Raw genomic sequence first — 24,696 nt, 5'->3', positions numbered from 1 at the left:
CCGATCGCCCGTACGTCCGTCCCTGAGGAGAGCCATGCCCGCGAACCCCGTCAACAAGCTGCGGTTCGGGATCTTCATGCCCCCGTTCAACAGCCCGTCCACCCAGAACCCGACGACGTCGCTGCAGCGCAACATCGAGACGATCCAGCTCCTGGACCGCCTCGGCTACGACGAGGCGTGGATCGGGGAGCACCACAGCGCCGGGACGGAGATCATCGCCGACCCGTTGACGTTCATCTCCCACGTCGGTGCCGTGACCCGCAACATCAAGCTGGGTACCGGCGTCGTGTCGCTGCCCTACCACCATCCGCTGTGGATCGCCGACCGCGCGATCCTCGTCGACCACCTGCTGCGCGGGCGGCTGATGCTCGGCGTGGGGCCGGGCTCGCTGCCGACGGACTCCGAGATGATCGGGCTGGAGCCCTCCCAGCTGCGCCCCGCGCTGGGCGAGGACCTCGACGTCCTGCTGCGGCTGCTGCTGACCGAGGAGCGGGTCACGCACCGGACCGACCGGTACTCCGTCGTCGAGGCCCGCACCCAGCTCGCGCCGTACTCCGACCCGTGCTTCGAGATCGCCGTGGCCGCGACGGTCTCCCCGGCCGGTCCGATCCTGGCGGGCAAGCACGGGTTGGGCCTGCTGTCGCTGGGCGCCACGACCCGGGAGGGTTTCGACGTGCTCGCCCACCACTGGGACGTCCTCGAGGCGGAGGCCGCGAAGGCCGGGCAGCCGACCGACCGGTCGAAGTGGCGCCTCGTCGGTCCGATGCACATCGCGGAGACGAAGGAGCAGGCGATCGAGGACGTCCGCTACGGCTTCGACCTGTTCTGCGAGTACACCCAGAAGACGCTCGCGCTGCCGACGTTCCGCGCGGTGGGGGAGACGTTCGAGGAGCGGGTCGCCTGGATCAACGAGACGGGCCTGGGCGTCATCGGCACGCCGGACGAGGCGATCACCCAGATCCAGCGGCTGATGGACCAGTCGGACGGCGGGTTCGGCTGCTACATGATGATGCAGCACGACTGGGCCAACTGGGAGGCGACGCAGCGGCACTACGAGCTGTTCGCCCGCCACGTCATCCCCGCGTTCCAGCCGTCGCAGCGCCGCCTGCTGGCCGCGCAGGAGTGGGCGCGCAGCCGCCACGGCGAGCTCGACGAGAAGAACGGTGCGGCGATCGCGGCCTGGTCGGAGAAGTACGCGGCGGAGAAGGAGGCCGCGGGCCAGGCGTGACCCCTCAGGCTGCGGCGGTCACCACGGGCCGGTCGAGCAGCAGGACCCGCGCGAGGACATGGCGATGATGGCGACGATCCGAACGGTCTGAGGCCGCGCCCGGCCGTGCCCAGCACGTCCGAGCGCGGAAGTCACTACCCCCGGACCGTATGGCTTCGGAGCGTGATCGTCGCTTACCGTCTTCCTGCGACATGAGCCTGGACGGGTGAGGGGGTTCCCGCTGATGGAGTGGGTGCATGTACTCCTCGCCGTGGGCTGCCTCGGGCTGGGCGTCCTGCACCTGGCGCGGCTGTGGCTCATGCGCGGCGACCGGGTCGGCGAGGCGTCGCACGCCGCGATGGGCTTCGGCATGGCCGCCATGTACTCGCCGCTGGGCGACCCGGTGCCCGACGCCGTCTGGCTCGTCGTGTTCGCCGCGACGGGGCTGTGGTTCGCCGCGCTCGCCGTCCGCGCCGGCATCGGCACCCGCGACGCGGGCTACCACGTCGTCTGCGCCGCCGCGATGCTGTTCATGCTCACCATGGGCGGACACGACGCGGTGGGCGGGCACGGCGGGCACGGCGGCATAGGGCTGCTCCCGGTGGCGGCCCTCGCGCTCGCCGGGTTCTTCGCGTGGCACGCGCTGCGCTGCGGCGACCGGCTCCTCGCCGCCGCCCGCGGCGACGCGGACTGCGCGTGCGAACCCGCACCCGACGCCGATCGTGGGCTCGCCGCCCGCACCGGTGCCCTCCTCCGGGGCACTGCCGGACCGCCCGCAGCGACCCGCGCGCTCGACCCCGTCGTCGCCGGTGCCCCCGTCTCCGGGGGGATGGCCCGGCTGCGCTCCGCGCGCACCGCGACCGGTGCCCACATCGCGATGGCCGGAGCCATGACCGTCATGTGTCTGGGGATGCTCTGAACCTGCCCCGACACGCCCGGGGACGTAGCATCGCAACGGGATCGGGACCTGACGACCCGGACGGATCCGGCCGCGGCCGACCGCTAGATTTCACGCCTGCACCGGCGGGCCCCGACCGCGCGGTGGAACGAGCGGAAGCGAGGCACACCCGCCATGGCGAGCATCGAAGAGGTCCGGGCCGGGATCGCGCTGGCCAACGACAAGGCCTCCGAGAGCCTCGGGGCGCTGCAGCAGGCGCAGTCGTGCATCGAGCAGGCACAGTCGGCGTTGCAGCAGGTCACCGCAGGCAGCAGCCAGTCCGACGTCGACTCCGCCAACGCCGCCTACGCCGAGGCTGCCCGCAGCATCTCCGAGGTGCAGCAGGCCGTGGCCTCGGCCATCCAGGAGTCCGAGGGCGTCGCGGCGCGCCTGTGACGGCCGGGACCTGGGAGCAGGGGAGCGGGACATGTCCCTCGCCGAGGTGAAGGCCGTCGTCGCCGACGTCGCCGACGTGACGCGCACGGCCGCCGAGCTGGTCCGCCGGGCCGGTGACGACGTCGCCGAGGCCGTGCGCGTCCTCGTCGAGCTCAGCCGTCAGCACCCGGAGTCGCTGGTGCCCGACGCCCTCAGCCGCGCCGCCGACGAGCTCGACCGCTGCCACGGCCACGTCGCCGCCGCGTTGCTGGCCGTCGACGACCTCGACGCGCGGCTGTAGCCGATGGCGGCAGGCGACGGATCCCCGTGGGGGCGACGGTGATGGCCCGCCGCGGCCGCCGCGACCGCATCCACGAGGCCTTCGACGCGTTCGTCGACGCCGTCGAGTCCACGCTGCGCGCCGCCGGTGGCGCCCGCGACGAGGCCGTGCACGCCCACGCCCGCGCGATGTTCGAGCTCTGGCTGCGCGACGAGGGTCTCGACGCCGCCCGCGCCGACCCCGCCCTCGCCGCCGCGCTGGCCTCGCCCGCGTTCGCGTCCGTCGTCGAACGGGTCGAGGCCGACCGGGCCGCCGCCTTCGACGGCTGGCAGGCCGACGGCCCCGCGACCCTGCGCTCGGTGTTCGCCGCCGCCGCACCCGGCGTCGCCGGCGACGACCCGCGCCGCTGGCTCGGCGAGCCCGGCAAGGACGACGCCGCCGGAGCCGTGCCACGGCTGTGGCGCATCGGCGCGGCGTCGGTCGCCGGCGGACCCGGGTTCCCGGTCGGCGTCCCGCTGCTCGACGACTCCCACCTGCAGGTCTCGTCCGACCACGCCACCCGCGGCGCCGCCGAGTCCCTCCTCGAAGGACTGCTCGTCCGGGTGCTGTCGCACTTCCGGCCCGGGCTGGTCACCGTGCACGTCTGGGACGTCGGCCAGTTCACCGGCTCCCTGCCCGGGCTCTACCCGCTCACCGGCAGCGGCCTGCTCACCGTCCACGACCCCACCCGGCTGCCCGCTCTCCTCGAGGAGCTCTCCGACCGGATCCGGCGCGTCCACACCCGCGTCCTCGTCGACGGGCAGCCGTCGCTGCGCGCGCTGGCCCGCGAGACCGGCGACCCCCGCACCGAACCGTGGGTCGTCGCCGTCCTCGTCGGCAACCGCTCCGCGCTGTCCGAGGACGACCACCGCCAGCTCCAGCGCGTCGCCCGCGGCGGCCTGGCCTGCGGCATCTCCCTCGTCCTGCTCGACGTGCCCGTCACCCTCAGCGCCGCCGTCGAGACCGTCGACCTGCGGCCCGGCCGGGTGCGCTCCTCGATGAGCGGACCGCACGTCGACGTCACCCTCGACGACCCGCTCGAACGCGACCGCGTCGTCGCCGCCTGCCACGAGATCAGCCGCGAGCACGAGGAATGGCGCAGCCGCGTCGGCACCTTCGCCGACCTGCTGCCCCGCCACGCCGACGCCGGCCGCCCGCCCACCACCCACGCCGGCGTCCACGCCCCCATCGGGTTCGCCGACGGCGTCGCCAAGGACCTCGTGCTCGCCGACGCGTCGCCGCACGCGCTCGTCGGCGGGCCCAGCGGCACCGGCAAGACCAACCTGCTGCTCGCCATGATCGGCTCGATGGCCGCCAAGTACGGCCCCGACGAGCTGGAGTTCTACCTCCTCGACTTCAAGGAGGGCGTCTCCTTCGCGCAGTTCGCACCCGGCCGGCGGGACCCGTCCTGGCTGCCGCACGCCCGGCTCATCGGCGTCAACGTCAACACCGACCGCGAGTTCGGGCTCGCTCTGCTGCGCTTCCTGTCCGACGAGATGCGCCGCCGCGCCGAGGCCGCCAAACGCCACGAGGTCACCAAGCTCGAGGAGCTGCGCCGCCACGACCCCGACGGCCGGTGGCCGCGGATCGTCGCCGTCGTCGACGAGTTCCAGTACCTGTTCGCCGAACGCGACGACGTCACCCGCGCCGCCACCGCGCTGCTCGAGGACGTCGCCCGCCGCGGCCGTTCCCAGGGCATCCACCTCGTCCTCGCCAGCCAGGACGTCTCCGGCATCGAGGCGTTCTGGGGGCGGCCCGCGATCTTCGAACAGTTCGTGCTGCGCATCGCCCTGCCCCGCGCCCGCCGCGTCCTCGCCGACCTCAACGACGCCGCGCTCGACCTCCCGCGCTGGCACGCCCTGCTCAACCACGAGTCCGGCATCCGGCACGGCAACGAGATCGTCCGCATCCCCGACGCCACCGCTCCCGGCACCGTCGACGTCGTGCAGCGGCAGGCGTTCGAGGCGCGCCCACCCGGTCTCGCCCCACCCACCCTGTTCGACGGCTCGCGGGCCCCCCGCTTCGCCGACCTGGCGACCCCCGGCGACGGGCCCGTCCCGCGCGCGGTGCTCGGGCAGGTCATCGACGTCGCCGGCAGCCCCGCCACCGTCCCGCTCCCCGACGCCCCCGGCCGCAACGTCGCCGTCCTCGGGGCCGGCGCGGGCGACGCGCTCTCCGTCCTCGGCGCCGCCGCGACGTCCGCGATCACCGCCGCACTCGCCCGCTCCTCCGACGTACAGGTCGTGCTCGCCCCGCTCGTCGCCGAGGCCGTCGACGCCGCCGCCGCCCTCGCCGCCCACGCCCCCGGCGCCGTCTCGACGATCGGGATCCGCGACGTCCGTGCCCGCGTCGAGGAGCTCGCCGCCGAGATCACCGCCCGGCTCTCCGGCGGCCCCCGCCATCCCGTCTACCTCGTCCTCTACGGCGCCGACGCCGCCGACCACGTCCTCGACCGCCCCGGCACCGAGGCCCTGCGCCGCATCCTGCACTTCGGCCCCGAGACCGGCGTGCACGTCCTCGGCTGGTGGCGCAGCGTCGGCAGGCTCAAGACGCTGCTCACCCTCGGCGCCTCATCCGACGACGTCGGCGCCTGGGTCGCCCTCGACGTCCAGGGCGCCGAGCTCGGCGCGCTCGGACCCGGCGTCGTCACCTGGGCACCCCGCCCCGGCCGAGGGCTGTTCTTCGACCGCTCCCAGCACGCGCGGCCACAGGTCGTCATCGTGCCCGACCTCGACGGAGGACCGTCGTGACCGAGCCGGCCACCGACCCCATCCGCGAGTACAAGGCGATCACCGCCGCGGTCACCGACGCCGTCGACGCGCTGCGCGACCGCGACCTCGCCCGCGCCGCAGAGCTCACCCACACCCTCGCCGCCCTCGACGCCGCGATGGCCCGGGTCGGCGACCGCGTCGCGCTGTCGCGTGCCGGCGTGGAGCTGCACTGGGAGGCGGCGCTGGAGATGCTGTGGTCGGAGTCGTGGATGACGTTGCGCCCCATGCCTTCCCCCGACCCCGCGGAGCCCGCCACGGGCCTGCGCAAGGCCCCGGATCTCGACGCCCTCGACGACGAGGTCGCCGCCCGCTTCGCCGACCTCGCAGACGCCGTCCGCCGCCGCGGCCTGGGCCTGCGCCGCTGACCACCCGCCGCCGCGCTCGTCGGACCCCCGCCGAGTTCCCTCGGACCGGCTTACCCGACCGGGAAGCCAGCGTCAGGTCGAACTCGGCGGCAGGTTGCGGGGTCAGTCCTCGTCGTCGCGGGCGAGGAAGCTGGCGAGGCGCTCGACGGCGTCCTCGAAGGTGGGGTTCAGGTCTACGAAGGCGCGCAGCCGGTCGGCCAGCCACTCGACGCTGACCTGCTCCTCGCCGCGTCGGTCGACGAGCTCCTCGATGCCCCGGTCGGTGAAGTACACGCCCGCATTCTAGGAAGCGGGCGTGCACCTCACGGACGGACCCTCGGTCAGGCCAGCGCCTCGTCGATCAGCGCGGTCTGCTCGAACTCGTGGACCTTCGACGACCCGGCGGCCGGCGCAGCCATCCGGCGCCGCGAGACGCGGCGGATCCCGGCGAAGCGGTCGATCTTCTCCGGCAGGATGAGCCCGTAGAACGGCCAGGCGCCCTGGTTGGCCGGCTCCTCCTGCACCCACCGGATGTCGGTGGCGTTGGGGTAGCGGTCCAGGACGGCCTGGAGCTGGCGGTGCGGCACCGGGTAGAGCTGCTCGACCCGGACGAGCGCGATGTCGTCGGGGTTGCCGCGCTTCTCCAGCGCCGCGGCGAGCTCCCAGTAGATCTTGCCGGAGCACAGCCGCAGCTTGCGCACGCTCGCCGCGGGACCGTCCGCCCCGCGGAAGCGCGGGTCGTCGATCACGGTACGGAAGCGGCCACCGGTGAAGTCGGAGATCGGGCTCACGACCTGCTTGGCGCGCAGCATCCACTTCGGCGTGAACACCACGAGCGGGCGGCGGACGCCGTCGAGGGCGTGCCGGCGCAGCAGGTGGAAGTAGTTCGCGGGCTCCGACGGCATCGCGACGGTCATCGAACCCTCGGCGCACAGCTGCAGGAACCGCTCGATGCGGCCGGAGCTGTGGTCGGGGCCCTGCCCCTCCAGGCCGTGCGGCAGCAGGAGGACCAGGTCGGCCATCTGCCCCCACTTGGCCTCGCCGGAGGAGATGAACTCGTCGATGATCGACTGGGCGCCGTTGACGAAGTCGCCGAACTGCGCCTCCCACAGCACGAGCGCGTCGGGGTTGGCGACGGAGTAGCCGTACTCGAAGCCGACGGCCGCGTACTCCGAGAGCGCCGAGTCGTAGGGCAGGAAGCGGCCCTGGTCCTCGGCGAGGTTGCGCAGCGGGAAGTACTCCTCGCCGTTCTTGCGGTCGATCAGCACCGAGTGCCGCTGCACGAACGTGCCGCGCCGCGAGTCCTGGCCCGAGAGCCGGACGAGCTTGCCGTCGAGGGCGAGCGAGCCCATGGCGAGCAGCTCGGCGAAGGCCCAGTCGACGTCGCCCTCGCGCGACATCTTCTCCCGCTTGGCCAGCACGGGCTTGACGCGCTGGTGGACGGTGAAGCCGTCGGGCAGCTGGACGTGCGCGTCGCCGATGCGGTGCACGACCTCCAGCGGGACGGAGGTGTCGAGGTCGGTGGGGACCATCTGCTCGTCCTCGACCGACGGGGACGCCGACGGCGGCGTGCGCTCCAGCTCGCGCACCTCGTTGAAGACGTGTTCGAGCTGGTTGGAGAAGTCCTTGAGCGCGGCCTCGGCCTCACCGACGGTGATGTCGCCGCGGCCGATGAGGGACTCGGTGTAGATCTTGCGGACGCTGCGCTTGGCGTCGATCACGTCGTACATCGCCGGCTGGGTCATCGAGGGGTCGTCGCCCTCGTTGTGGCCGCGGCGGCGGTAGCAGATCATGTCGATGACGACGTCGTTGTGCCAGCGCTCGCGGTACTCCACGGCGAGCTTGGCGACCCAGACGCAGGCCTCGGGGTCGTCGCCGTTCACGTGGAAGACGGGCGCGCCGATCATCTTCGCGACGTCGGTGGAGTACTGCGAGGAGCGCGACGCCTCGGGTGCGGTGGTGAACCCGACCTGGTTGTTGACGACGACGTGCACGGTGCCGCCGGTGCGGTAGCCGCGCAGCAGCGCCAGGTTGAGGGTCTCGGCGACCACGCCCTGCCCGGCGAACGCGGCGTCACCGTGCATCATCAGCGGCAGCACGGTGAAGGCGCCGTCGCCCTGGTCGAGCAGGTCCTGCTTGGCGCGGACGATGCCTTCGAGGACGGGGTCGACGGCCTCGAGGTGGCTCGGGTTGGACGCCAGCGACACGACGGTCTCGCCGTCGCCGAACATCCGGAAGTACTTGCCCTCGGCGCCCAGGTGGTACTTGACGTCGCCGGAGCCGTGGGCCTGGCCGGGGTCGAGGTTGCCCTCGAACTCGCGGAAGATCTGGCTGATCGGCTTGCCGACGATGTTGGCCAGCACGTTGAGCCGGCCGCGGTGCGGCATGCCGATGACGACCTCGTCGAGCTCCTGCTCGGCGGCCTTGTCGAGCACCGCGTCGAGCAGCGGGATGACGGTCTCGCCGCCTTCGAGGGAGAACCGCTTCTGGCCGACGTACTTGGTCTGCAGGAAGGTCTCGAACGCCTCGGCCGCGTTGAGCTTGGAGAGGATGTACTTCTGCTCGATGACCGCGGGCTTCTGGTGCGGGACCTCGATGCGCTCCTGCAGCCAGGCCCGCTGCTCCGGGTCGGCGATGTGCATGTACTCGGTGCCGATGGTGCGGCAGTAGGCGTCGCGCAGCACACCGAGCACGTCGCGCAGCTTCATCCGCGACTGGCCGGAGAACCCGCCGACGGCGAACTCGCGGTCGAGGTCCCACAGCGTGAGGCGGTGCGAGAGCACGTCGAGGTCGGGGTGGCGGCGCTGGCGGTAGTTGAGCGGGTCGGTGTCGGCCATCAGGTGGCCGCGGGTCCGGTAGGACTCGATCAGCTCCAGCACCCGGGCGGTCTTGTCGACGGCGCCCTCGGGGATGTCCTGCACCCACCGGACGGGCTCGTAGGGCACCCGCAGCGAGCGGAAGATGTCGTCGTAGAAGCCGTCGTCGCCCAGGAGCAGCCGGTGCACGCGGCGCAGGAAGTCGCCCGACTCGGCCCCCTGGATGATGCGGTGGTCGTAGGTCGACGTCAGCGTGATGATCTTGCTGATGCCCATCTCGGCGAGGCGTTCCTCGCTGGCGCCCTGGAACTCGGCGGGGTACTCCATCGCGCCGACGCCGACGATCGTGCCCTGGCCCTGCATCAGCCGCGGCACCGAGTGGTTGGTGCCGAGCGTGCCCGGGTTGGTGAGGCTGATCGTGGTGCCGGCGAAGTCCTCGGCGGTGAGCGCGCCGTTGCGCGCCTTGTGGACGATCGCCTCGTAGGCCGACCAGAACTGGGCGAAGGTCATCGCCTCGCAGCCCTTGATCGAGACGACGACGAGCGAGCGCTGCCCGTTCTTGCCCTGCAGGTCGATCGCGAGCCCGAGGTTGACGTGCTCGGGCTGCACGACGGCGGGCCTGCCGTCGGTCTCGGCGAAGTGCCGGTTCATCACCGGGAAGTCGGCCAGCGCCTTGACCAGCGCGTAGCCGATGAGGTGGGTGAACGACAGCTTGCCGCCGCGAGTGCGCTTGAGCTGGTTGTTGATGACGATGCGGTTGTCGGCCAGCAGCTTGGCGGGCACGGCGCGCACGCTTGTCGCGGTGGGCACTGCGAGCGACGCGTTCATGTTCTTCACGACGGCGTTGGCGGCACCCCGCAGCGGGGTGAGCGCGCCCTCGGTGGCCGCGGGCGCAGGGCGGGCGGCGCGTGACGTGGTGCCGGCGACGGGCTTGGCGGGGGCGGCGGCCTCGGCCGTGGAACCGGCCGGGGTGGTGGACTTCGTGGCGGCGCCGGTCTTCACAGGCGTGGTGGTGTCGTTCTCCGGTGCCGCGGGCCCGGCGGTCCGGCGCTGCTCCGTCGCGGCCGTCCCGGGGGCAGCGGCGGAACGCGCGGAACCGGCGGCCGGGCCGTCGGTGGTCGCGGTGGTCGTCGTGGGGGTGGAGCCGTTGCTCGCCACTCCGTCACCCTCCGGGGGCCGGTAGTCGGCGAAGAACTCGTGCCAGGCTGCGTCGACGGCGCTCGGGTCGTCGAGGAATCGCTGGTACATCTCCTCGACGAGCCATTCGTTGGGGCCGAATTGGCTCGCCTGGTCGGAGGTACTGCTGGTGGACACGCTGAATCGCCTCGGTTCGCTCGATCGTCGTCACTCCGCCGGGACGCTCCCACGGTAGTCCTCCCCCGGAGGGGGAGGTACCGCACGGAGGTACCTCTGGGTGTCGTCTTCGTCGCTTCCGGCGTTTCTCGTCGACCGTCAGGGGCGTGATCAGGACGAACGGGCGCGGGCTCGTCCGTTCGCGCGCCTCCCGGGCGGGGGAGATCACGGGGGAGCCGATCACCCCCGCGCGGGGGAGGCGAGGGGGTGGGCGAGGGTCCGCAGAGTCCAGCGGCCCGGGGCCCCGCGCAGGACCGTCGAGGTCAGCGGGGCGACGTCGATCCGCCAGAACCCCTGGGGCGGCGCACCGAGCACGGAGAGCACTGCGGCGCGGACGACGGCCGCGTGCGTGACGAGCACGACGTGCGGAGCGCGGTCGTCGCCCGCCACGAGCGCGGGGTCGGCCAGGAGGTCGGCGACACGCGCCAGTACGCCGACGAGCGGCTCGCCGCCGTGCGGGGCCGCGGCCGGGTCGGACAGCCATTCGGTGACGGCGGCGGGGTCGGTGCCGGCGACGTCGTCGAGGGTGCGTCCGCGCCACCGGCCGAGGTCCCAGTCGCGCAGGGCGTCGGCGGTCGTGGACGTGTCGCCGGGTCCGAGCCCGAGCGCGGCCGCGGTCTCGACAGCCGCCGCGGCGGGGGAGCAGCGCAGTGCGGTGACCCGAGCCACGGTACCGCGGGCGTCCGCCGCGGCCGCTGCGCCGCGGGGTTCGAGCGGCTCGTCGGCGGCGAAGGCGGACGCGGCGGTCGCGGCCGTCGAGGCGTGCGACACGAGGGTCAGGCGGGCGCTCACCGGGAGAGCCTAGATCTCGCGCAACATGTGAACATCTGCTCAACTGCGAGACCTTGGGCGTGGCTGTGTGCCCGAGGAGAGGACGTCCGTGACGGACCTGCCCGAGTACGCGCCGGACCGACCCCGCCGGGCCGACGGCCGGCCGGGCGCCCTGGCCGGCTCCTAGCCGAGCCACTCCCTGACCTGGCCCAGCAGTCCGACCGGGTCCTTCGACACCGGCGTGACGTGCAGGTGCGTGACGCCCGCCTCGGCCAGCGATGCGATCCGCTCCTTGATCGCGCCGGGCGAGCCGGTCAGTGTCATCCCGTCGATGAACTCGTCCGGCAGCGCCGCCGCGGCCTCGTCCTTGCGGCCGGCGAGGTAGAGGTCCTGCACCGTCTGGGCGGCCTCGGTGAAGCCCTGCCGGGCGAACACCGTGTTGTAGAAGTTCTTGCCCCGCGCGCCCATCCCCCCGATGTAGAGCGCGAACATCGCGCGGGCGCCGTTGCGGGCGTGCTCGATCATGTCGTCGTCGACGGCCAGGAACCCGCCCCCGGTCATCTGCAGCGGGCCGAGCGCCGGGTCGCGCTTGGCCAGGCCCTTGTCGATCGACCCGCCGAAGACGTCGCGCACCTTCTCCGGGATGATGACGTGCGGCAGCCACCCGTGCGCGATCTCGGCCGTCATGGCGACGTTCCGCTCGCCGAGCGCGGCGATCCACACCGGGATGTCGGCGCGGACAGGATGGTTGATCAGCTTCAGCGGCTTGCCCAGCCCCGTGCCCTGCTCCTCGGGGAGCGGGATCTCGTAGAGGCCGTGGTGCTCCACCTTCTCGCGGGCCCACACCTTGCGACAGATCTCGACGACCTCCCGGGTCCGCGCGACCGGCTTGTCGTAGGGGACGCCGTGGAAGCCCTCGATCACCTGCGGGCCCGACGCGCCCAGGCCCAGCAGGAACCGCCCGCCAGACAGCGCGTCCAGCGACGCCGCGGTCATCGCCGTGAGCGTGGGGGTGCGGCTGTAGATCGGCAGGATGCCGGAGCCGATCTCGAGCCGGTCGGTGCGTGCGGCGAGGTAGCCCATCGTCGACACGGCGTCGAAGCTGTAGGCCTCGGCGACCCACACGACGTCGAGTCCTGCCTTCTCCATCTCGACGACGGACCGGACCGTCGTGCGCGGGTCGTCGCCGTAGGAGACCTGGGTGGAGAGCTTCATCGCCGCCATGGTCGACAGTTAGCCGCAGAAGTTACTCGCGGGTCAAGTTCGGTCGGTCACCCTCACACGGTCTGCCGGTCGCGGCCCTCCCAGTAGGGCGCGCGCAGGTCCTTCTTCAGGATCTTGCCCGTCGGGTTGCGGGGAAGCTCGGCGACCACGTCGACGGTCTTGGGACACTTGAACGACGCCAGGTGGTCGCGGCAATACGCGAGCAGCGCCTCGCGGTCGACGGTCGCGCCGGGCGTGGCGACCACGATGGCCTTGCCCACCTCGCCCCAGCGGTCGTCGGGCACCCCGATGACGGCGACGTCGCCCACGTCGGGGTGCTCGGCGAGGACGCGCTCGATCTCGGCGGGGTAGATGTTCTCGCCACCCGAGATGATCATGTCCTTGATCCGGTCGGTGACGTAGACGTACCCGTCGGCGTCGACGTGCCCGCCGTCGCCGGAACGCAGCCAGCCGTCCCCGGTGACGGCGGCCTCGGTGGCTTCGGGCTTGTGCCAGTAGCCGGACATCAGCTGCTCGGTGCGCACCCACACCTCGCCGGGCTCGCCCGTCGGCACCCGGTCGCCGGTGGCGGGGTCGCGGATCTCGATCTCGACGCCCGGGATCGGCAGGCCCGCCGACACCAGCCGGTGCGCGACGTCGGGGTTCTCGTGGTCGGCGGGACCGAGCGCGGTGACGACGCCGCATGCCTCGGTCATCCCGTACACCTGTTGCAACGTGCCCGGGAACAGGGCGACGCAGGCCCGCAGCACGGGCAGGGGGATCGGCGAGGCGCCGTAGGAGAGGACCTCCAGCGCCGAGTAGTCGCGGCCGGCCGCACCGGGAACGGCGGCGATCCCGGCCATCAGCGCGGGCACCAGGAAGGTGTGGGTGATCCGCTCGGTGACGAACATGTCGAGGACCGCGGCGGGGTCGGGGATGCGCAGCAGCACCATGCGTGCGCCCGCGGTGAGCGCGACGAACGCGTAGCTCGTCCCGCCGACGTGGAACAACGGCATCGCGACCTGCACGACCGCGCCCGCCGCCATCGGGATGTCGGCCAGCACGTTCGCGGCGTGCGCGAGCATCCCGCGGTGGGTGAGCATGGCGCCCTTGGGGAAACCCGTCGTCCCGGACGTGTAGAGCTGCACGAAGCAGTCGTCCGGTGCGGGCGGGTGCACCTCGGTGTCGGGCTCGTGCGCGGCGAGCAGCGCCTCGTACTCGTCGTCGGCGCCGCCGATGCGGACCAGCCGCTGTACCGTCGGCACCTTGTCGGCCAACGACTCCGCGGCCGCCGCGAACTCCGGCCCGACGAACAGCAGCTTCGCCTCGGCGTCGTTGATCACGTAGACGATCTCGGGCGGGGCCAGCCGGAAGTTGACGACGGCGTTGGCCGCCCCGATCTGCGCGCACGCCAGCGTGAGCTCCAGGCAGGACGGGTGGTTGAGGTCGAGGACGGCGATCCGGTCGCCGGGGCCCACCCCCGCGGCCCGCAGCGCCCCCGCGAGCCGGTGCACCCGGTCCTGGAGCTCCCGCCACGTCCACGTGCGGTCGCCGGCCCGGAAGACCTCGTCGTCGGCGCGTTCGGCCGCCCAGTGCGCGAGCATCGCGGGGATGTCGGAGAACTGCGGCGTCATCGGAGCTCCCGGTGTTGCGGCGACTGTGTCGTACGCCACGCTAGCGTCGCCCCGGGGTCACCGGAACCGGACGTTCGGGGCTTCCGCGACGTATTCGTCGAGGGCCCGCAGCTGCTCGCGCATGGCCTCCTCGGGCAGGAAACACGACCGGAACGAGTTGGCGGCCGGCGTGTGCAGCTCGTCGTCGGTCAGCCCGAGGGTCTCGCGGACCGCGTCGAGGTTGTCGCCGACGTAGCCGCCGAAGTAGGCCGGGTCGTCGGAGTTCACCGAGACGGCCGGCCCGAGCCGCAGCATCCGGGCCGGCGGATGGCCGGCGAGGGTGTCGCAGCCGCGCAGGCGGACCGTCGAGAAGGGGCACACCGTCAACGGCAGCCGGGTCTCGACGAGGTGCGCCACCAGCTCCGGGTCCTCCAGCGAGCGCAGGACGGCCATCACCGCGTAGTAGACGTCGAGGAACGACTGGAGGTCCTCGAACGCGGTGGCCGCGGCCAGCTCGTCGGGGCCCGCCCAGGCGGCGGCACCCCGTTGCGCCCGGCGAGGGCGAACGCCGTCACCGGCTCGATCGTGCCCTCGACATGGACGTGCAGCTCGGCCTTCGGCATGCCCATCACGAACTCGCGCACCCGGGCGAACCTACTCCCGCCGACGGTGGGCCCGGGGTCGCGGCGGGCGGGATGTCGGTGGCCGGGCATAGCCTGATCGCGTGGTGGCACCAACGGTCGACGCGACGGCGGTCGACGAGGACACACCGCGCCCCGGGCCCGGCTGGATCCGCAAGCTCGTGCGCGCGTGCATGCGCCATCGCGGCGTCACCGTCGGCGCGCTCGTCGCGTCGGTGTGCGGCGTCAGCCTCGACGCAGTCGGCCCGCTGCTCACCCGCGTCGCCGTCGACGACGCCGTCCGCGGCGTCACCGACGTGCTGGTGCCGATCGTCGTCGCGATCCTCGCGCTGGCCACGATCCGGTTCGCGGCCTCGTTCCTGCGCCGCTACCTCGCCGGGCGGATGGCCCTCGACGTCCAGCACGACCTGCGGCGCCAGGTGTTCGCCGCCGTCCAGCGCCTCGACGGACAGCGCCAGGACCAGATGCGCACCGGCCAGGTCGTGTCCCGCGCCATCACCGACCTGCAGCTCGTGCAGAGCCTGCTGTCCATGGTGCCGCTCGCCGCCGGCACGGTCGTGCTCGTCGTCGCGTCGGTCGTCGCGATGCTGTGGCTGTCCCCGCTGCTCACCGTCGTCGCGCTCGTCATGCTCCCCGCCGCGGCGTTCGTCACCAACCGCACCCGCCGCACGCTTTTCCCCGCCACCTGGTCGGCGCAGCAGCGGGCGGCCGACGTCGCGCAGCAGGTCGAGGAGACCGTCACCGGCGTCCGAGTGGTCAAGGGGTTCGGGCAGGAGGACCGCGAGGTCGCCACCCTCGAACGGATCTCGCGACGGCTCTTCGCCGAACGCATGCGCGCCGCCCGGATGACCTCCCGGCTCAACCCGACGCTGCTCGCCCTGCCCACCCTCGGCCAGGTCGCCGTCATCGGTGTCGGCGGGATGCTCGCGCTGAACGGGTCGATCACCATCGGCACGTTCCTGGCGTTCACCACCTACGTCGCGCAGCTCGTCGGGCCGGCCCGGCTCGTCGGGTCGCTCATCGTGTCCGCCCAGCTGGCCCGCGCCGGCGTCGAACGGGTCTACGACGTCGTCGACTCCACCCCCGACGTCACCGACCCCGACGAGCCCGCCACCCTCCCCGAGGGCCCGCTCGGCATCGAGCTCGACGCCGTGACCTTCGGCTACACCCGCCGCGACCCGGTCCTCGACGGCGTCTCCCTCACCGTGCGCCCGGGGGAGACGCTCGCCATCGTCGGCGGGGCGGGATCGGGGAAGTCGACGGTCGCGTTGCTGCTCCCACGCTTCTACGACCCGCAGGCGGGGTCGCTGCGCCTCGGCGGGGTCGATCTGCGACGGCTGCGGCTGGCCGACCTGCGCTCCGAGCTCGGGGTGGTGTTCGAGGAGGCATTCCTGTTCTCCGACACCATTCGCGCCAACATCGCCTACGCCCGTCCCGGCGCCGCCGACGACGAGATTCGCGCCGCCGCCGAGGCCGCGCAGGTCGCCGGCTTCGTCGAGTCACTGCCCGACGGCTACGACACCCTCGTCGGCGAACGCGGCCTCACCCTCTCCGGTGGGCAACGCCAGCGCATCGCCCTGGCCCGCGCCATGCTCACCGACCCGCGCGTCCTCGTCCTCGACGACGCCACCTCCGCCGTCGACACCGCCACCGAGGCCGCCATCCACGCGACCCTGCGGTCGCTCACGGCCGGGCGCACGACGCTGCTCGTCGCGCACCGCCGGTCCACACTCGCCCTCGCCGACCGCATCGCCGTCCTCGACCACGGCCACGTCGTCGACGTCGGGACCCAGGCCGAGCTCGTCGACCGCAGCCCGCTGTTCCGCAGCCTGCTCGCCGCCGACGGGCCGGAGCTCGGCTCCGTCGCCGACCCCGCACCCGTCCCGGCCCCGCCGACCGTTCCCGTCGACGGCGTCACCCCCGAGCTCTGGCCCGAACCCGTTGCCGGGCCGGCCGCCGGATCGGCGGGCGCCGTCCGTGCCGCCGCCGCGTCCGGGGGCGGGATGCGCGGCAGCGCCGGGGCCGCCGCCATGGTCGGCGGCATCCCCGCCACTCCCGAGCTCCTCGCGGCCGTCGACAGGCTCCCGCCCGCCACCGAGGCTCCCCGCCTCGGCGACACCGACCCCACCACCCCGCAGGACGGCGCCCGGCTCGTCCGCATCCTCCGGCCCGTCCGCGGGCTGCTCGCCCTCGGCCTGCTGCTCGTCACCCTCGACGCGCTGACCTCGCTCGCGTTCCCCACCGTCGCCCGCTACGCCGTCGACAACGGCATCACCGCCCGCTCCGGGCACGCCGTCCTCGTCGCCACCCTGCTCGGCGTCGGGCTCGTCGCCGTCGCCTGGTTCGTCGTCGCCGCCGAGACCGTGATCACGTCGCGGACCGGGGAGAGCCTGCTGTACTCCCTGCGCGTCCGCAGCTACGCACACCTGCAACGACTCGGCCTCGACTACTACGAGCGCGAGCTGTCCGGCCGGATCATGACGCGGATGACCACCGACGTCGACGCCCTCTCGACGTTCCTGCAGACCGGCCTCACCCAGGCCGTCGTCAGCCTGCTCACCGTCGTCGGCGTCGCGGTCGCCCTGCTCGTCACCGACCCCGAGCTGGCCCTCGTCGCGCTGTCCGTGCTGCCGCTGCTGATCGTCGCCACCGTCGTGTTCCGGAGGCTGTCCTCCCGCGCCTACGCCGAGGCCCGCGAGAAGGTCAGCGTCGTCAACGCCGACATGCAGGAGAACGTCTCCGGCGTCCGCGTCGCCCAGGCCTTCGTCCGCGAGAAGCACAGCGCCCAGGCCTTCGGCGACCGCAGCGACGCCTACCGCCGCACCCGGCTGCGCGCCCAGCGCTACATCGCCACCTACTTCCCGGGCGTCGCCTACCTCTCCGACATCGCGCAGGCCGCCGTCCTCGGCGTCGGCGCCGCCCGCGTCGCCGGCGGCGACCTCACCCCCGGCGTGCTCACCGCGTTCCTGCTCTACCTCGGCATGTTCTTCAGCCCCGTCCAGGCGCTGTCGCAGGTGTTCGACGGCTACCAGCAGGCCCGCGTCGGCCTCACCCGCATCTCCGAGCTGCTGCGCACCCCCACCTCCGTCCCCGCCGCCCCCGACCCCCGACTCGGCACGGCCGTCCCGGTGCCCGCACGGCTGCGCGGCGACGTCGAGCTGCGCGACGTCTGCTTCCGCTACGACGCCGCCGCCGACCCCGCCGTCGTCGGCATCGACCTCCACGTCGAACCCGGCGAGACCGTCGCGCTCGTCGGTGCCACCGGCGCCGGCAAGTCCACACTGGTCAAGCTCGTCACCCGGTTCTACGACGTCCGCGCGGGCGCCGTGCTCGTCGACGGCATCGACATCCGCCGCTATCCGCTCTCTGCCTACCGGCAGCGCCTCGGCGTCGTCCCCCAGGAACCGCACCTGTTCACCGGCGACCTCGCCGCCAACATCGCCTACGGTCGCCCCGGCGCCACCCCCGCCGACGTCGAGCGCGCCGCCCGCGCCGTCGGTGCCCTCGACCTCGTCCGGTCCCTGCCCGGCGGTTTCCGCCACCCCGTCGGCGAACGCGGGCAGGGCCTCTCCGCGGGGCAGCGCCAGCTCGTCGCCCTGGCCCGCGCCGAGCTCGTCGACCCCGACATCCTCGTGTTCGACGAGGCCACCGCCGCCCTCGACCCGGCCACCGAGGCAGCCGTCCTCGCCGCGGGCGACCACGTCACCTCCCGGCGCACCGCCTTCGTCGTCGCCCACCGGCTCGCCACCGCCGCCCGCGCCGACCGGATCGTGGTCCTCGACGACGGCCGCGTCGTCGAGGTGGGCCCCCACGCCGAGCTCCTCGCCGCCGGTGGCCGCTACGCCGCCCTCTGGGCCGCGGGCGAACTGGAGCCGGCCGCGCCCGACCCCGCAGAGTCCCGCTCAGCGTGACGGGGCAGGGCGGCACCGGTCAGGTCGTGCCAGGTGAGGCGCAGCAGGGTCCATCCGGTACCGACCAGGGCGTTGCGTTCCGGCAGTCGGTGCGGAACCGCTCGGCGTCGACGTGCCAGGCCCAGCCGTCGACCTCGACCCCGACCCGCGCGTCCGGGAACGCCAGGTCGACGGTGAACGAGCCGAACGGATGGCCGAGGACCCACCCGCCGATCCCGGCGTCGCGGAGCAGGCGGGTGAGGAGCCGCTGCGCGACGGAGTCCGCTCCGCCGGCCGCGGCGGCGCGCAGCCGACCGGCTGCCGCCGGGCCGCGCATGCCCAGGTTGCGGGAGGGGGCGCGCTGCAGCATCGGGAGGCGGACGTGTCGTTGCAGCACCCGGTCCAGGAACGTCGACCCGTTCGGGAGTGCGACGGAGGTCTCCAGAGCGCTGAGGGGTGCCGCGGTGACCCGGATGTCGCGGACGCCGACCCGGTCCTCGTCATCCAGGTCGCGGTGGCGGACCCGCACCCCGGGCCGGGACCGTCGCCCCGTTGCCGGTGGCGGTGTGAGATCCACGATGTCGGGGGCGGCCGGAAGCATGCCGAGCCAGTGCGCCGCCGCGGGCCCACCGACCGTCGTCGCCTCACCTGCCCACAGCCATGCAGCCCGGCCCCGCACCTCGCCGGTGAGGCGATGCCCGGCCGCGAGGTACACCGCAGGATGCAACGGTCCCAGCCGGCCTCCGCGGCACGGCGCTGCGGGGTCCGCGGGGTCACGCCGTGGGCCTGGGCCTGCCTCACCGCGACGAGTCCGGCCTGGCGGCGCAGCAGGTCGTCGAGCACGCGGGCATGCTGCCGCCCGGACCCGCGCCGCCGGCCCGACATCGGCTCGACCGTTCGCGAGCGCTCATCCCCTGCCGTGGTGATCGCCGTTCCGGGCCGGTGAGTGACGGAGGCGTCGCTCAGCCGCCGCGAACGGTGATCACCTCCCTGGGGCGGGGGAAACGTCGCGGTGGGGCCGGGCGAGTCCTGTGGGCGCGTGAGAGCGTTGGGTAGGTGAGCGGTGGCTCGGGGGCGCGGAATGGCGCGATCCTGCCCGATTTCGGGCAGGGCTTTGGTGTTTCGCCGTGGGATCGGGCACCATCGCGAGGTGCCCGCTGAATTTCTGGACGCTCATCCGGAGCTCCTGGAGCACCTGGTGCAGAGCACGCCGTTGTCGGCGGGGGAGGCGCAGCGGGTGGTGGCCGAGGTTCTCGGCTACTTCGCCGAGTCGACGGAGCACTTCGTGCGACGCCGGCACGGCGAGCTGCAACGTCGGGGGATGACCAACGATCGCATCTTCGAGCGGGTGGGCGCCGAGCTGGCCGTCCGCAGGGTCGCGCCGCCGGCGCTGTCCGCCCGCCAGCTGCGACGGATCGTCTACGGATAGGAGCCGCACGTGTGCGGGATCGTCGGATACGTCGGGGCGCAGGACGCCGCCCCGATCCTGCTGGAAGGCCTCGGCCGGCTGGAGTACCGCGGGTACGACTCGGCCGGCCTCGCGGTGCTGCACCGCGGCGCGCTGAAGGTGCGCAAGGTCAGCGGCAGGGTCGCCGACCTCGCGGGTGACCTGCCCGCCCGGTTCAAGGGGTCGCCGGGCATCGGGCACACGCGCTGGGCGACGCACGGTGAGCCGAGTGTGGAGAACGCGCACCCGCACACCGACACGACGGGCCGGGTCGCGGTGGTGCACAACGGCATCATCGAGAACGCCGAGGAGCTGCGGGCCAAGCTGACCGCGGACGGTGTGGAGTTCTCGTCGCAGACCGACACCGAGACGGTGGCGCACCTGATCGGCGCGGCGTTCGCGGCGGGTGCGGAGACGCTGGAGCAGGCGGTCCGCCTCGCGCTGCGCCAGGTCGTCGGCGCCTACGGCCTCGCGGTCCTCGACACCGAGCACCCGGACCGGATCGTCGTGGCGCGAAACGGCTCGCCGGTGCTGCTGGGTGTCGGGGAGAAGGAGATGTTCGTCGCCTCCGACGCGGCGGCGCTGGTCGGGTACACCCGGCAGGTCGTGTACCTCGACGACGGCGAGCTGGCGACGATCACGGCGACCGGCTACCGGACGTTCACGATCGACGACCGGGCGACGGCGAAGAGCCCGTCGACGATCGACTGGGACATCATCGGCGCCGAGATCGGCGACCACGCGCACTTCCTGATCAAGGAGATCCTGGAGCAGCCGCGGTCGATCGAGCGGACGCTGTCGGGGCGGCTCGACGAGCGGTTCTCCACGGCGCACCTGGGCGGGCTGAACCTGACCGTCCGGGAGGCGCGGGAGTTCAAGCGCGTGAAGATCCTGGGCTGTGGGTCGGCGTGCTACGCCGGTGACCTGGGCGCGCAGCTGATCGAGGACCTGGCGCGGGTGCCCGCGTCGGCGGAGTCGGCGTCGGAGTTCCGTTACCGCAACCCGGTGGTCGAGCCGGACACGCTGTACGTGGCGGTCAGCCAGTCCGGCGAGACCAGCGACACCCTCGCGGCGGTGCAGGAGATCCAGCGCAAGGGCGGCAAGGTCATCGGCGTGATCAACGTCGTGGGCTCGACGATCGCCCGGGCCGTGGACGGCGGCATCTACCTGCACGCGGGTGCGGAGATGTCGGTGGCGGCGACGAAGTCGTTCACCTCCACGGTGGCGGCGTTCGCGCTGCTGGCGCTGCACCTGGGACGCATCCGTGACCTGTCGCCGACGGAGGGTGCGCGCATCCTCGCCGGTCTGGCGAAGCTGCCTGAGCAGATCAGTGCGATCGTCGAGGCCGAGCAGGAGTCGGGGGCGATCGAGGCCGTCGCGAAGGAGATCGCGGTGCGCGAGAGCGTGCTGTTCATCGGCCGCCGCCGCGGGTTCCCGGTGGCGCGCGAGGGCGCGCAGAAGCTGAAGGAGATCTCCTACGTCCACGCCGAGGGGTACGCGTCGGCGGAGCTGAAGCACGGCCCGCTGGCGCTGGTCAGCCCGGAGCTGCCGACGGTGGCGGTCGTCCCGGACGACGACCTGTTCGACAAGAACACCTCGACGCTGGCCGAGATCCGGGCCCGCCGCGGCCCGGTCTACGCGGTCGCGCACCGGGAGCTGCCGGCCGAGCTGGCCGACCGCACGATCGTCATCCCGGCCAACGAGCCGGAGCTCGACCCGATCCTGCAGTCGGTCCCGCTGCAGCTGCTGGCCTACCACGCCGCGGTGGCGCTGGACCGTGACGTGGACCGGCCGCGCAACCTGGCGAAGAGCGTGACGGTCGAGTAGGCGCCAGGATTGGAAAGGGGCGGGTCCGCGACGCGGACCCGCCCCTCGTTCGTGGGTGACCGTCAGGCGTCGGGGCGCTTGCCGATCTGCAGCAGCGGCGCGGCCTTCGGGGCGCCCGCGGGGGCCCCGAAGGAGCCGCAACCCGGCGCGTTGCCGGCCTGCTGGACGAGGTTGAGGCTCGAACACGCCTGACAGCGCGCACAGCCGGCGACGGCGGTGTCGGCACCGAGGCCCTTCGCCTCGAGGAAGCCGGCGACCTTGCGGTAGATCGGCTCGGTGTACTCGCGCGACGGCGCGGGCAGGTCCTCGAGCAGCGAGCCCGCGACGGGCCGCAGCGGCACGACGAACGGGTACACGCCGATGTCGACGGCCCGGCGGCACATCTCGACGGTCAGGTCCGGGTCCTCGCCGAGGCCCAGGATGACGTACGTCGACACCCGGCCCTCACCGAAGAGGTTGACCGCGTACTCCCAGGTGCGGAAGTAAGTGTCCATGCCGGTGCGGAACTTGCCGGGGGCGACCTTGGCCAGCACCTTCGGGTCGAACGACTCGATGTGGATGCCGAGCGCGTCGACGCCCATGTCGTGGACCTGGTCGATGTACTTCAGGTCGCGCGGCGGCTCGAACTGGACCTCGACGGGCAGCCCGGCGTGCTCCTTGACGGCCTGCCCGCACTTGGCGACGTAGAGCGCGCCGCGGTCGGGGGCCACCGACGAGCCAGTGGTCAGCGTCGCGTCGACCGCACCGTCGAGCTCCTTGGCCGCGAGGGCGACCTCGGCCAGGATCTCGGGGGACTTCTTGGCGATGGTGCGCCCGGCCTTGAGGGACAGGCCGATGCCGCAGAAGCCGCACTGGTCGGAGTTGCCCCAGTAGTTGCAGGCCTGCACGACCGTCGACGCCAGCGAGTCGAGGTGCAGCAGGGCGATCTGCTCGTAGGGGATGCCGTCGGCGGTCTTGAGGTCGTAGAAGCGCGGACGGCGGGTGCCGGACACGTTCGCGACCTTGACGCCGGCGCGGTAGATGCCCTGGCCCTCGTCCTCGGCGCGCAGCGAGTACGGCGACGACTCGCTCGGCGGCACGGTGACCGGGACACCCTCGACCCACAGGAAGCCCGAGTCGGAGGGGCCGGCACCGCCGGTGCGGCCGGTCTCGAGCTGTGTCTCGATCCGCAGTCCGACCGACTGCAGGTCCATGATCAGTTCGGCCACGGCTGCAGAGTCGGTCGAGTCGACCGGGGTAGGAACCTCGGTACTCGGCCGCGGGGGAGCGGAGTCCAGCACGTCGGTCATTCGACAACCACCTCGGGATCGCGAGCAGTTCCGTCCACTATAGGAGGTGAGGTGTCGGATGCGATACGAGTCGGTGAACTGATTTCCCGTGCGTCCGCCTCCGGCGCCCGCTCCGGCCGACGCCGTGGACCCGTGCCATGACCATCGTAGGTGATGAGAGCACTGCTGACCGCGGTGTTCCCGTCCTCGCGCGACGAGCGGACGTGCTCTGCCTCACCGCGGGAACACTCCGACGTGAACGCGTGGTTGACGGTAATGTTCATGCAAACGCATGGACCACAGCTCCGGAAGGGGGCCCGCCGTGCAGTTCGGCATCTTCACCGTCGGTGACGTGACCCGTGACCCGACGACCGGGCGCGTACCCACCGAGCACGAGCGCATCAAGGCGATGGTCACCCTCGCCGAGCACGCGGAGGCCGTCGGACTCGACGTCTTCGCCACCGGTGAGCACCACAACCCGCCGTTCGTGCCGTCGTCGCCGACCACCCTGCTGGGCCACATCGCGGCCCGCACCGAGCGGCTCGTGCTGTCCACGTCCACGACGCTGATCACCACCAACGACCCGGTGAAGATCGCCGAGGACTACGCGATGCTGCAGCACCTGGCCGACGGCCGCGTCGACCTGATGCTCGGCCGCGGCAACACGGCGCCGGTCTACCCCTGGTTCGGCCAGGACATCAACCAGGGCGTCCCGCTGACCGTCGAGCACTACCAGCTCCTGCGCCGGCTGTGGGACGAGGAGGTCGTCGACTGGGAGGGCCGGTTCCGCACCCCGTTGCACGGCTTCACGTCGACGCCCCGCCCGCTCGACGGCGTCGCACCCTTCGTCTGGCACGGCTCGATCCGCACCCCCGAGGTCGCGGAGATCGCCGCCTACTTCGGCGACGGCTTCTTCGCCAACAACATCTTCTGGCCGGCCTCGCACTACACGAAGCTGATCAACCTCTACCGGCAGCGCTTCGAGCACTACGGGCACGGCCGCGCCGACCAGGCGACCGTCGGGCTCGGTGGGCAGTTCTTCATGCGCCGCCGATCCCAGGACGCCTGGAACGAGTTCCGGCCCTACTTCGACGAGGCCCCGGTCTACGGCCACGGCCCGTCGATGGAGGACTTCACCTCGCAGACGCCGCTGACCGTCGGCAGCCCGGCCGAGGTCGTCGAGAAGACGTTGACGTTCCGTGAGCACTTCGGCGACTACCAGCGCCAGCTCTTCCTCGTCGACCACGCCGGGCTGCCGCTCAAGACCGTCCTCGAGCAGCTCGACCTGCTCGGGGAGGTCCTGCCCGACCTGCGCAGGGGTTTCGACGAGCTGCGGCCCGCCGGGGTGCCGTCCGACCCGCCGTCGCACGCGTCCCGCGTGGCCGCGAAGGCCGCCGTGCAGGCGAGCGACGATGTCGCCGTCGCCGCAGGCTGACGGCCGCGCCGGCTCGGCCCCGGTGGGGGCCGGCCCGGCCGTTGAGGCCTGGGAGGCGTTGCTGCGCAGCCAGGTCGCGGTGTGGCGGCTGCTGCAGGCCGACGACGTCTGGGGCAGCGTCGGGGTGCACGAGTACGACGTCCTGCACACCTTGCACCGGCGTGCCGACGGTCGTGCCCGCATCCGCGACCTGCACCGCGAGGTGCTGCTGAGCCAGCCGTCGTTGTCGCGGCTCGTCGAACGGATGGCCGAGGACGGCCTCGTCGCGCGCGACGCCGACCCCGACGACCGCCGCGGCACCGTCGTCGTGCTCACCGAGGACGGCGACCGGGCGCGCCGCCGGGTGGGAGCCCGGCACGCCGAGAGCATCAGGAGGGTCGTCGGGGCGAGTCTCGACGAGCGTGAGCTGCGCGCGTTGCGGTTGCTCTGCGACAAGCTGCGGGCAGGCACGGCCGGCTGACCGCGTCGGACCGCTCGGA

General features: G+C 72.9%; 20 protein-coding genes. 11 read left to right on the top strand and 9 right to left on the bottom strand.

Annotated elements, in window-relative coordinates:
* Window positions 1-34 precede the first annotated feature (34 nt).
* The 6 genes from TOK_RS14285 (at window position 35) to TOK_RS14260 (ending at window position 5,974) form a co-directional block, all read left to right on the top strand.
* Entirely contained in the window at window positions 35-1,228 is a 1,194-nt protein-coding gene (locus tag TOK_RS14285; protein ID WP_098958340.1) for an LLM class flavin-dependent oxidoreductase, read from the top strand.
* Between the two features lie 205 nt (window positions 1,229-1,433).
* Window positions 1,434-2,126 carry a DUF5134 domain-containing protein gene (locus tag TOK_RS14280; protein WP_141566399.1) on the top strand — a complete coding sequence of 231 codons (693 nt, stop codon included), beginning with the start codon at window positions 1,434-1,436 and terminating at the stop codon, window positions 2,124-2,126.
* A gap of 153 nt (window positions 2,127-2,279) precedes the next feature.
* Window positions 2,280-2,540 carry a hypothetical protein gene (locus TOK_RS14275; RefSeq protein WP_098958338.1) on the top strand — a complete coding sequence of 87 codons (261 nt, stop codon included), beginning with the start codon at window positions 2,280-2,282 and terminating at the stop codon, window positions 2,538-2,540.
* Window positions 2,541-2,571: 31 nt separating this feature from the next.
* On the top strand, window positions 2,572-2,820 hold the full coding sequence (locus TOK_RS14270; RefSeq protein WP_098958337.1) for a hypothetical protein: 249 nt from the start codon (window positions 2,572-2,574) through the stop codon (window positions 2,818-2,820).
* A gap of 26 nt (window positions 2,821-2,846) precedes the next feature.
* Entirely contained in the window at window positions 2,847-5,588 is a 2,742-nt protein-coding gene (locus tag TOK_RS14265; protein ID WP_306305141.1) for an FtsK/SpoIIIE domain-containing protein, read from the top strand.
* Entirely contained in the window at window positions 5,585-5,974 is a 390-nt protein-coding gene (locus TOK_RS14260; protein ID WP_098958336.1) for a hypothetical protein, read from the top strand. Before TOK_RS14265 ends, TOK_RS14260 begins: the two co-directional genes overlap by 4 nt.
* Window positions 5,975-6,076: 102 nt before the next feature.
* On the opposite strand, the gene TOK_RS32620 is transcribed toward TOK_RS14260, so the two are convergent.
* The 7 genes from TOK_RS32620 to TOK_RS34090 form a co-directional block, all read right to left on the bottom strand.
* Window positions 6,077-6,247: a DUF6104 family protein gene (locus tag TOK_RS32620; protein ID WP_098958335.1), complete on the bottom strand. Its 171-nt coding sequence runs from the start codon at window positions 6,245-6,247 to the stop codon at window positions 6,077-6,079.
* A gap of 47 nt (window positions 6,248-6,294) precedes the next feature.
* Entirely contained in the window at window positions 6,295-10,017 is a 3,723-nt protein-coding gene (locus TOK_RS14250; protein WP_253258412.1) for a multifunctional oxoglutarate decarboxylase/oxoglutarate dehydrogenase thiamine pyrophosphate-binding subunit/dihydrolipoyllysine-residue succinyltransferase subunit, read from the bottom strand.
* Between the two features lie 285 nt (window positions 10,018-10,302).
* The gene (locus TOK_RS14245) at window positions 10,303-10,914 is read right to left on the bottom strand and encodes a histidine phosphatase family protein (RefSeq protein ID WP_098958333.1); all 612 of its coding nucleotides are present in this window, start codon (window positions 10,912-10,914) and stop codon (window positions 10,303-10,305) included.
* Window positions 10,915-11,076: 162 nt separating this feature from the next.
* Complete coding sequence (locus TOK_RS14240) at window positions 11,077-12,108, bottom strand: LLM class F420-dependent oxidoreductase (protein WP_098958687.1); 1,032 nt, start codon at window positions 12,106-12,108, stop codon at window positions 11,077-11,079.
* A 62-nt stretch (window positions 12,109-12,170) separates the two neighbouring features.
* The gene (locus tag TOK_RS14235; RefSeq protein ID WP_098958332.1) at window positions 12,171-13,730 is read right to left on the bottom strand and encodes a long-chain-fatty-acid--CoA ligase; all 1,560 of its coding nucleotides are present in this window, start codon (window positions 13,728-13,730) and stop codon (window positions 12,171-12,173) included.
* Between the two features lie 57 nt (window positions 13,731-13,787).
* Window positions 13,788-14,162 carry a hypothetical protein gene (locus tag TOK_RS14230; protein ID WP_253258382.1) on the bottom strand — a complete coding sequence of 125 codons (375 nt, stop codon included), beginning with the start codon at window positions 14,160-14,162 and terminating at the stop codon, window positions 13,788-13,790.
* On the bottom strand, window positions 14,162-14,353 hold the full coding sequence (locus TOK_RS34090; protein WP_253258381.1) for a hypothetical protein: 192 nt from the start codon (window positions 14,351-14,353) through the stop codon (window positions 14,162-14,164). The genes TOK_RS14230 and TOK_RS34090 overlap by 1 nt, the downstream gene beginning before the upstream one ends.
* 170 nt (window positions 14,354-14,523) lie before the next feature.
* On the opposite strand from TOK_RS34090, the gene TOK_RS14225 reads away from it, so the two are divergent.
* The gene (locus TOK_RS14225) at window positions 14,524-18,261 is read left to right on the top strand and encodes an ABC transporter ATP-binding protein (protein WP_098958686.1); all 3,738 of its coding nucleotides are present in this window, start codon (window positions 14,524-14,526) and stop codon (window positions 18,259-18,261) included.
* A gap of 19 nt (window positions 18,262-18,280) precedes the next feature.
* Here TOK_RS14225 and TOK_RS14220 read toward each other — a convergent pair whose 3' ends face one another.
* On the bottom strand, window positions 18,281-18,955 hold the full coding sequence (locus tag TOK_RS14220; RefSeq protein ID WP_098958331.1) for a hypothetical protein: 675 nt from the start codon (window positions 18,953-18,955) through the stop codon (window positions 18,281-18,283).
* Window positions 18,956-19,390: 435 nt separating this feature from the next.
* Between TOK_RS14220 and TOK_RS14215 the strand changes: the two genes are divergently transcribed.
* Window positions 19,391-19,669: a hypothetical protein gene (locus TOK_RS14215; protein WP_253258380.1), complete on the top strand. Its 279-nt coding sequence runs from the start codon at window positions 19,391-19,393 to the stop codon at window positions 19,667-19,669.
* A gap of 9 nt (window positions 19,670-19,678) precedes the next feature.
* The gene (gene glmS, locus TOK_RS14210) at window positions 19,679-21,514 is read left to right on the top strand and encodes a glutamine--fructose-6-phosphate transaminase (isomerizing) (RefSeq protein WP_098958330.1); all 1,836 of its coding nucleotides are present in this window, start codon (window positions 19,679-19,681) and stop codon (window positions 21,512-21,514) included.
* Window positions 21,515-21,576: 62 nt separating this feature from the next.
* Here glmS and TOK_RS14205 read toward each other — a convergent pair whose 3' ends face one another.
* On the bottom strand, window positions 21,577-22,722 hold the full coding sequence (locus TOK_RS14205) for an MSMEG_0568 family radical SAM protein (protein ID WP_253258379.1): 1,146 nt from the start codon (window positions 22,720-22,722) through the stop codon (window positions 21,577-21,579).
* Between the two features lie 382 nt (window positions 22,723-23,104).
* Here TOK_RS14205 and TOK_RS14200 point away from each other — a divergent pair, with 382 nt between their 5' ends.
* Together TOK_RS14200 and TOK_RS14195 are read left to right on the top strand one after the other, a co-directional pair.
* Window positions 23,105-24,217 carry an LLM class flavin-dependent oxidoreductase gene (locus TOK_RS14200; RefSeq protein WP_098958328.1) on the top strand — a complete coding sequence of 371 codons (1,113 nt, stop codon included), beginning with the start codon at window positions 23,105-23,107 and terminating at the stop codon, window positions 24,215-24,217.
* Window positions 24,195-24,677: a MarR family winged helix-turn-helix transcriptional regulator gene (locus TOK_RS14195; protein WP_098958327.1), complete on the top strand. Its 483-nt coding sequence runs from the start codon at window positions 24,195-24,197 to the stop codon at window positions 24,675-24,677. Before TOK_RS14200 ends, TOK_RS14195 begins: the two co-directional genes overlap by 23 nt.
* Window positions 24,678-24,696 lie beyond the last annotated feature (19 nt).

Origin of the sequence: Pseudonocardia sp. N23 (genome assembly GCF_002583555.1) — a bacterium.
GTDB lineage: Bacteria > Actinomycetota > Actinomycetes > Mycobacteriales > Pseudonocardiaceae > Pseudonocardia.
Note: the sequence above shows the minus strand (reverse complement) of the source record. Positions and strands in the feature narration are given on the sequence as shown.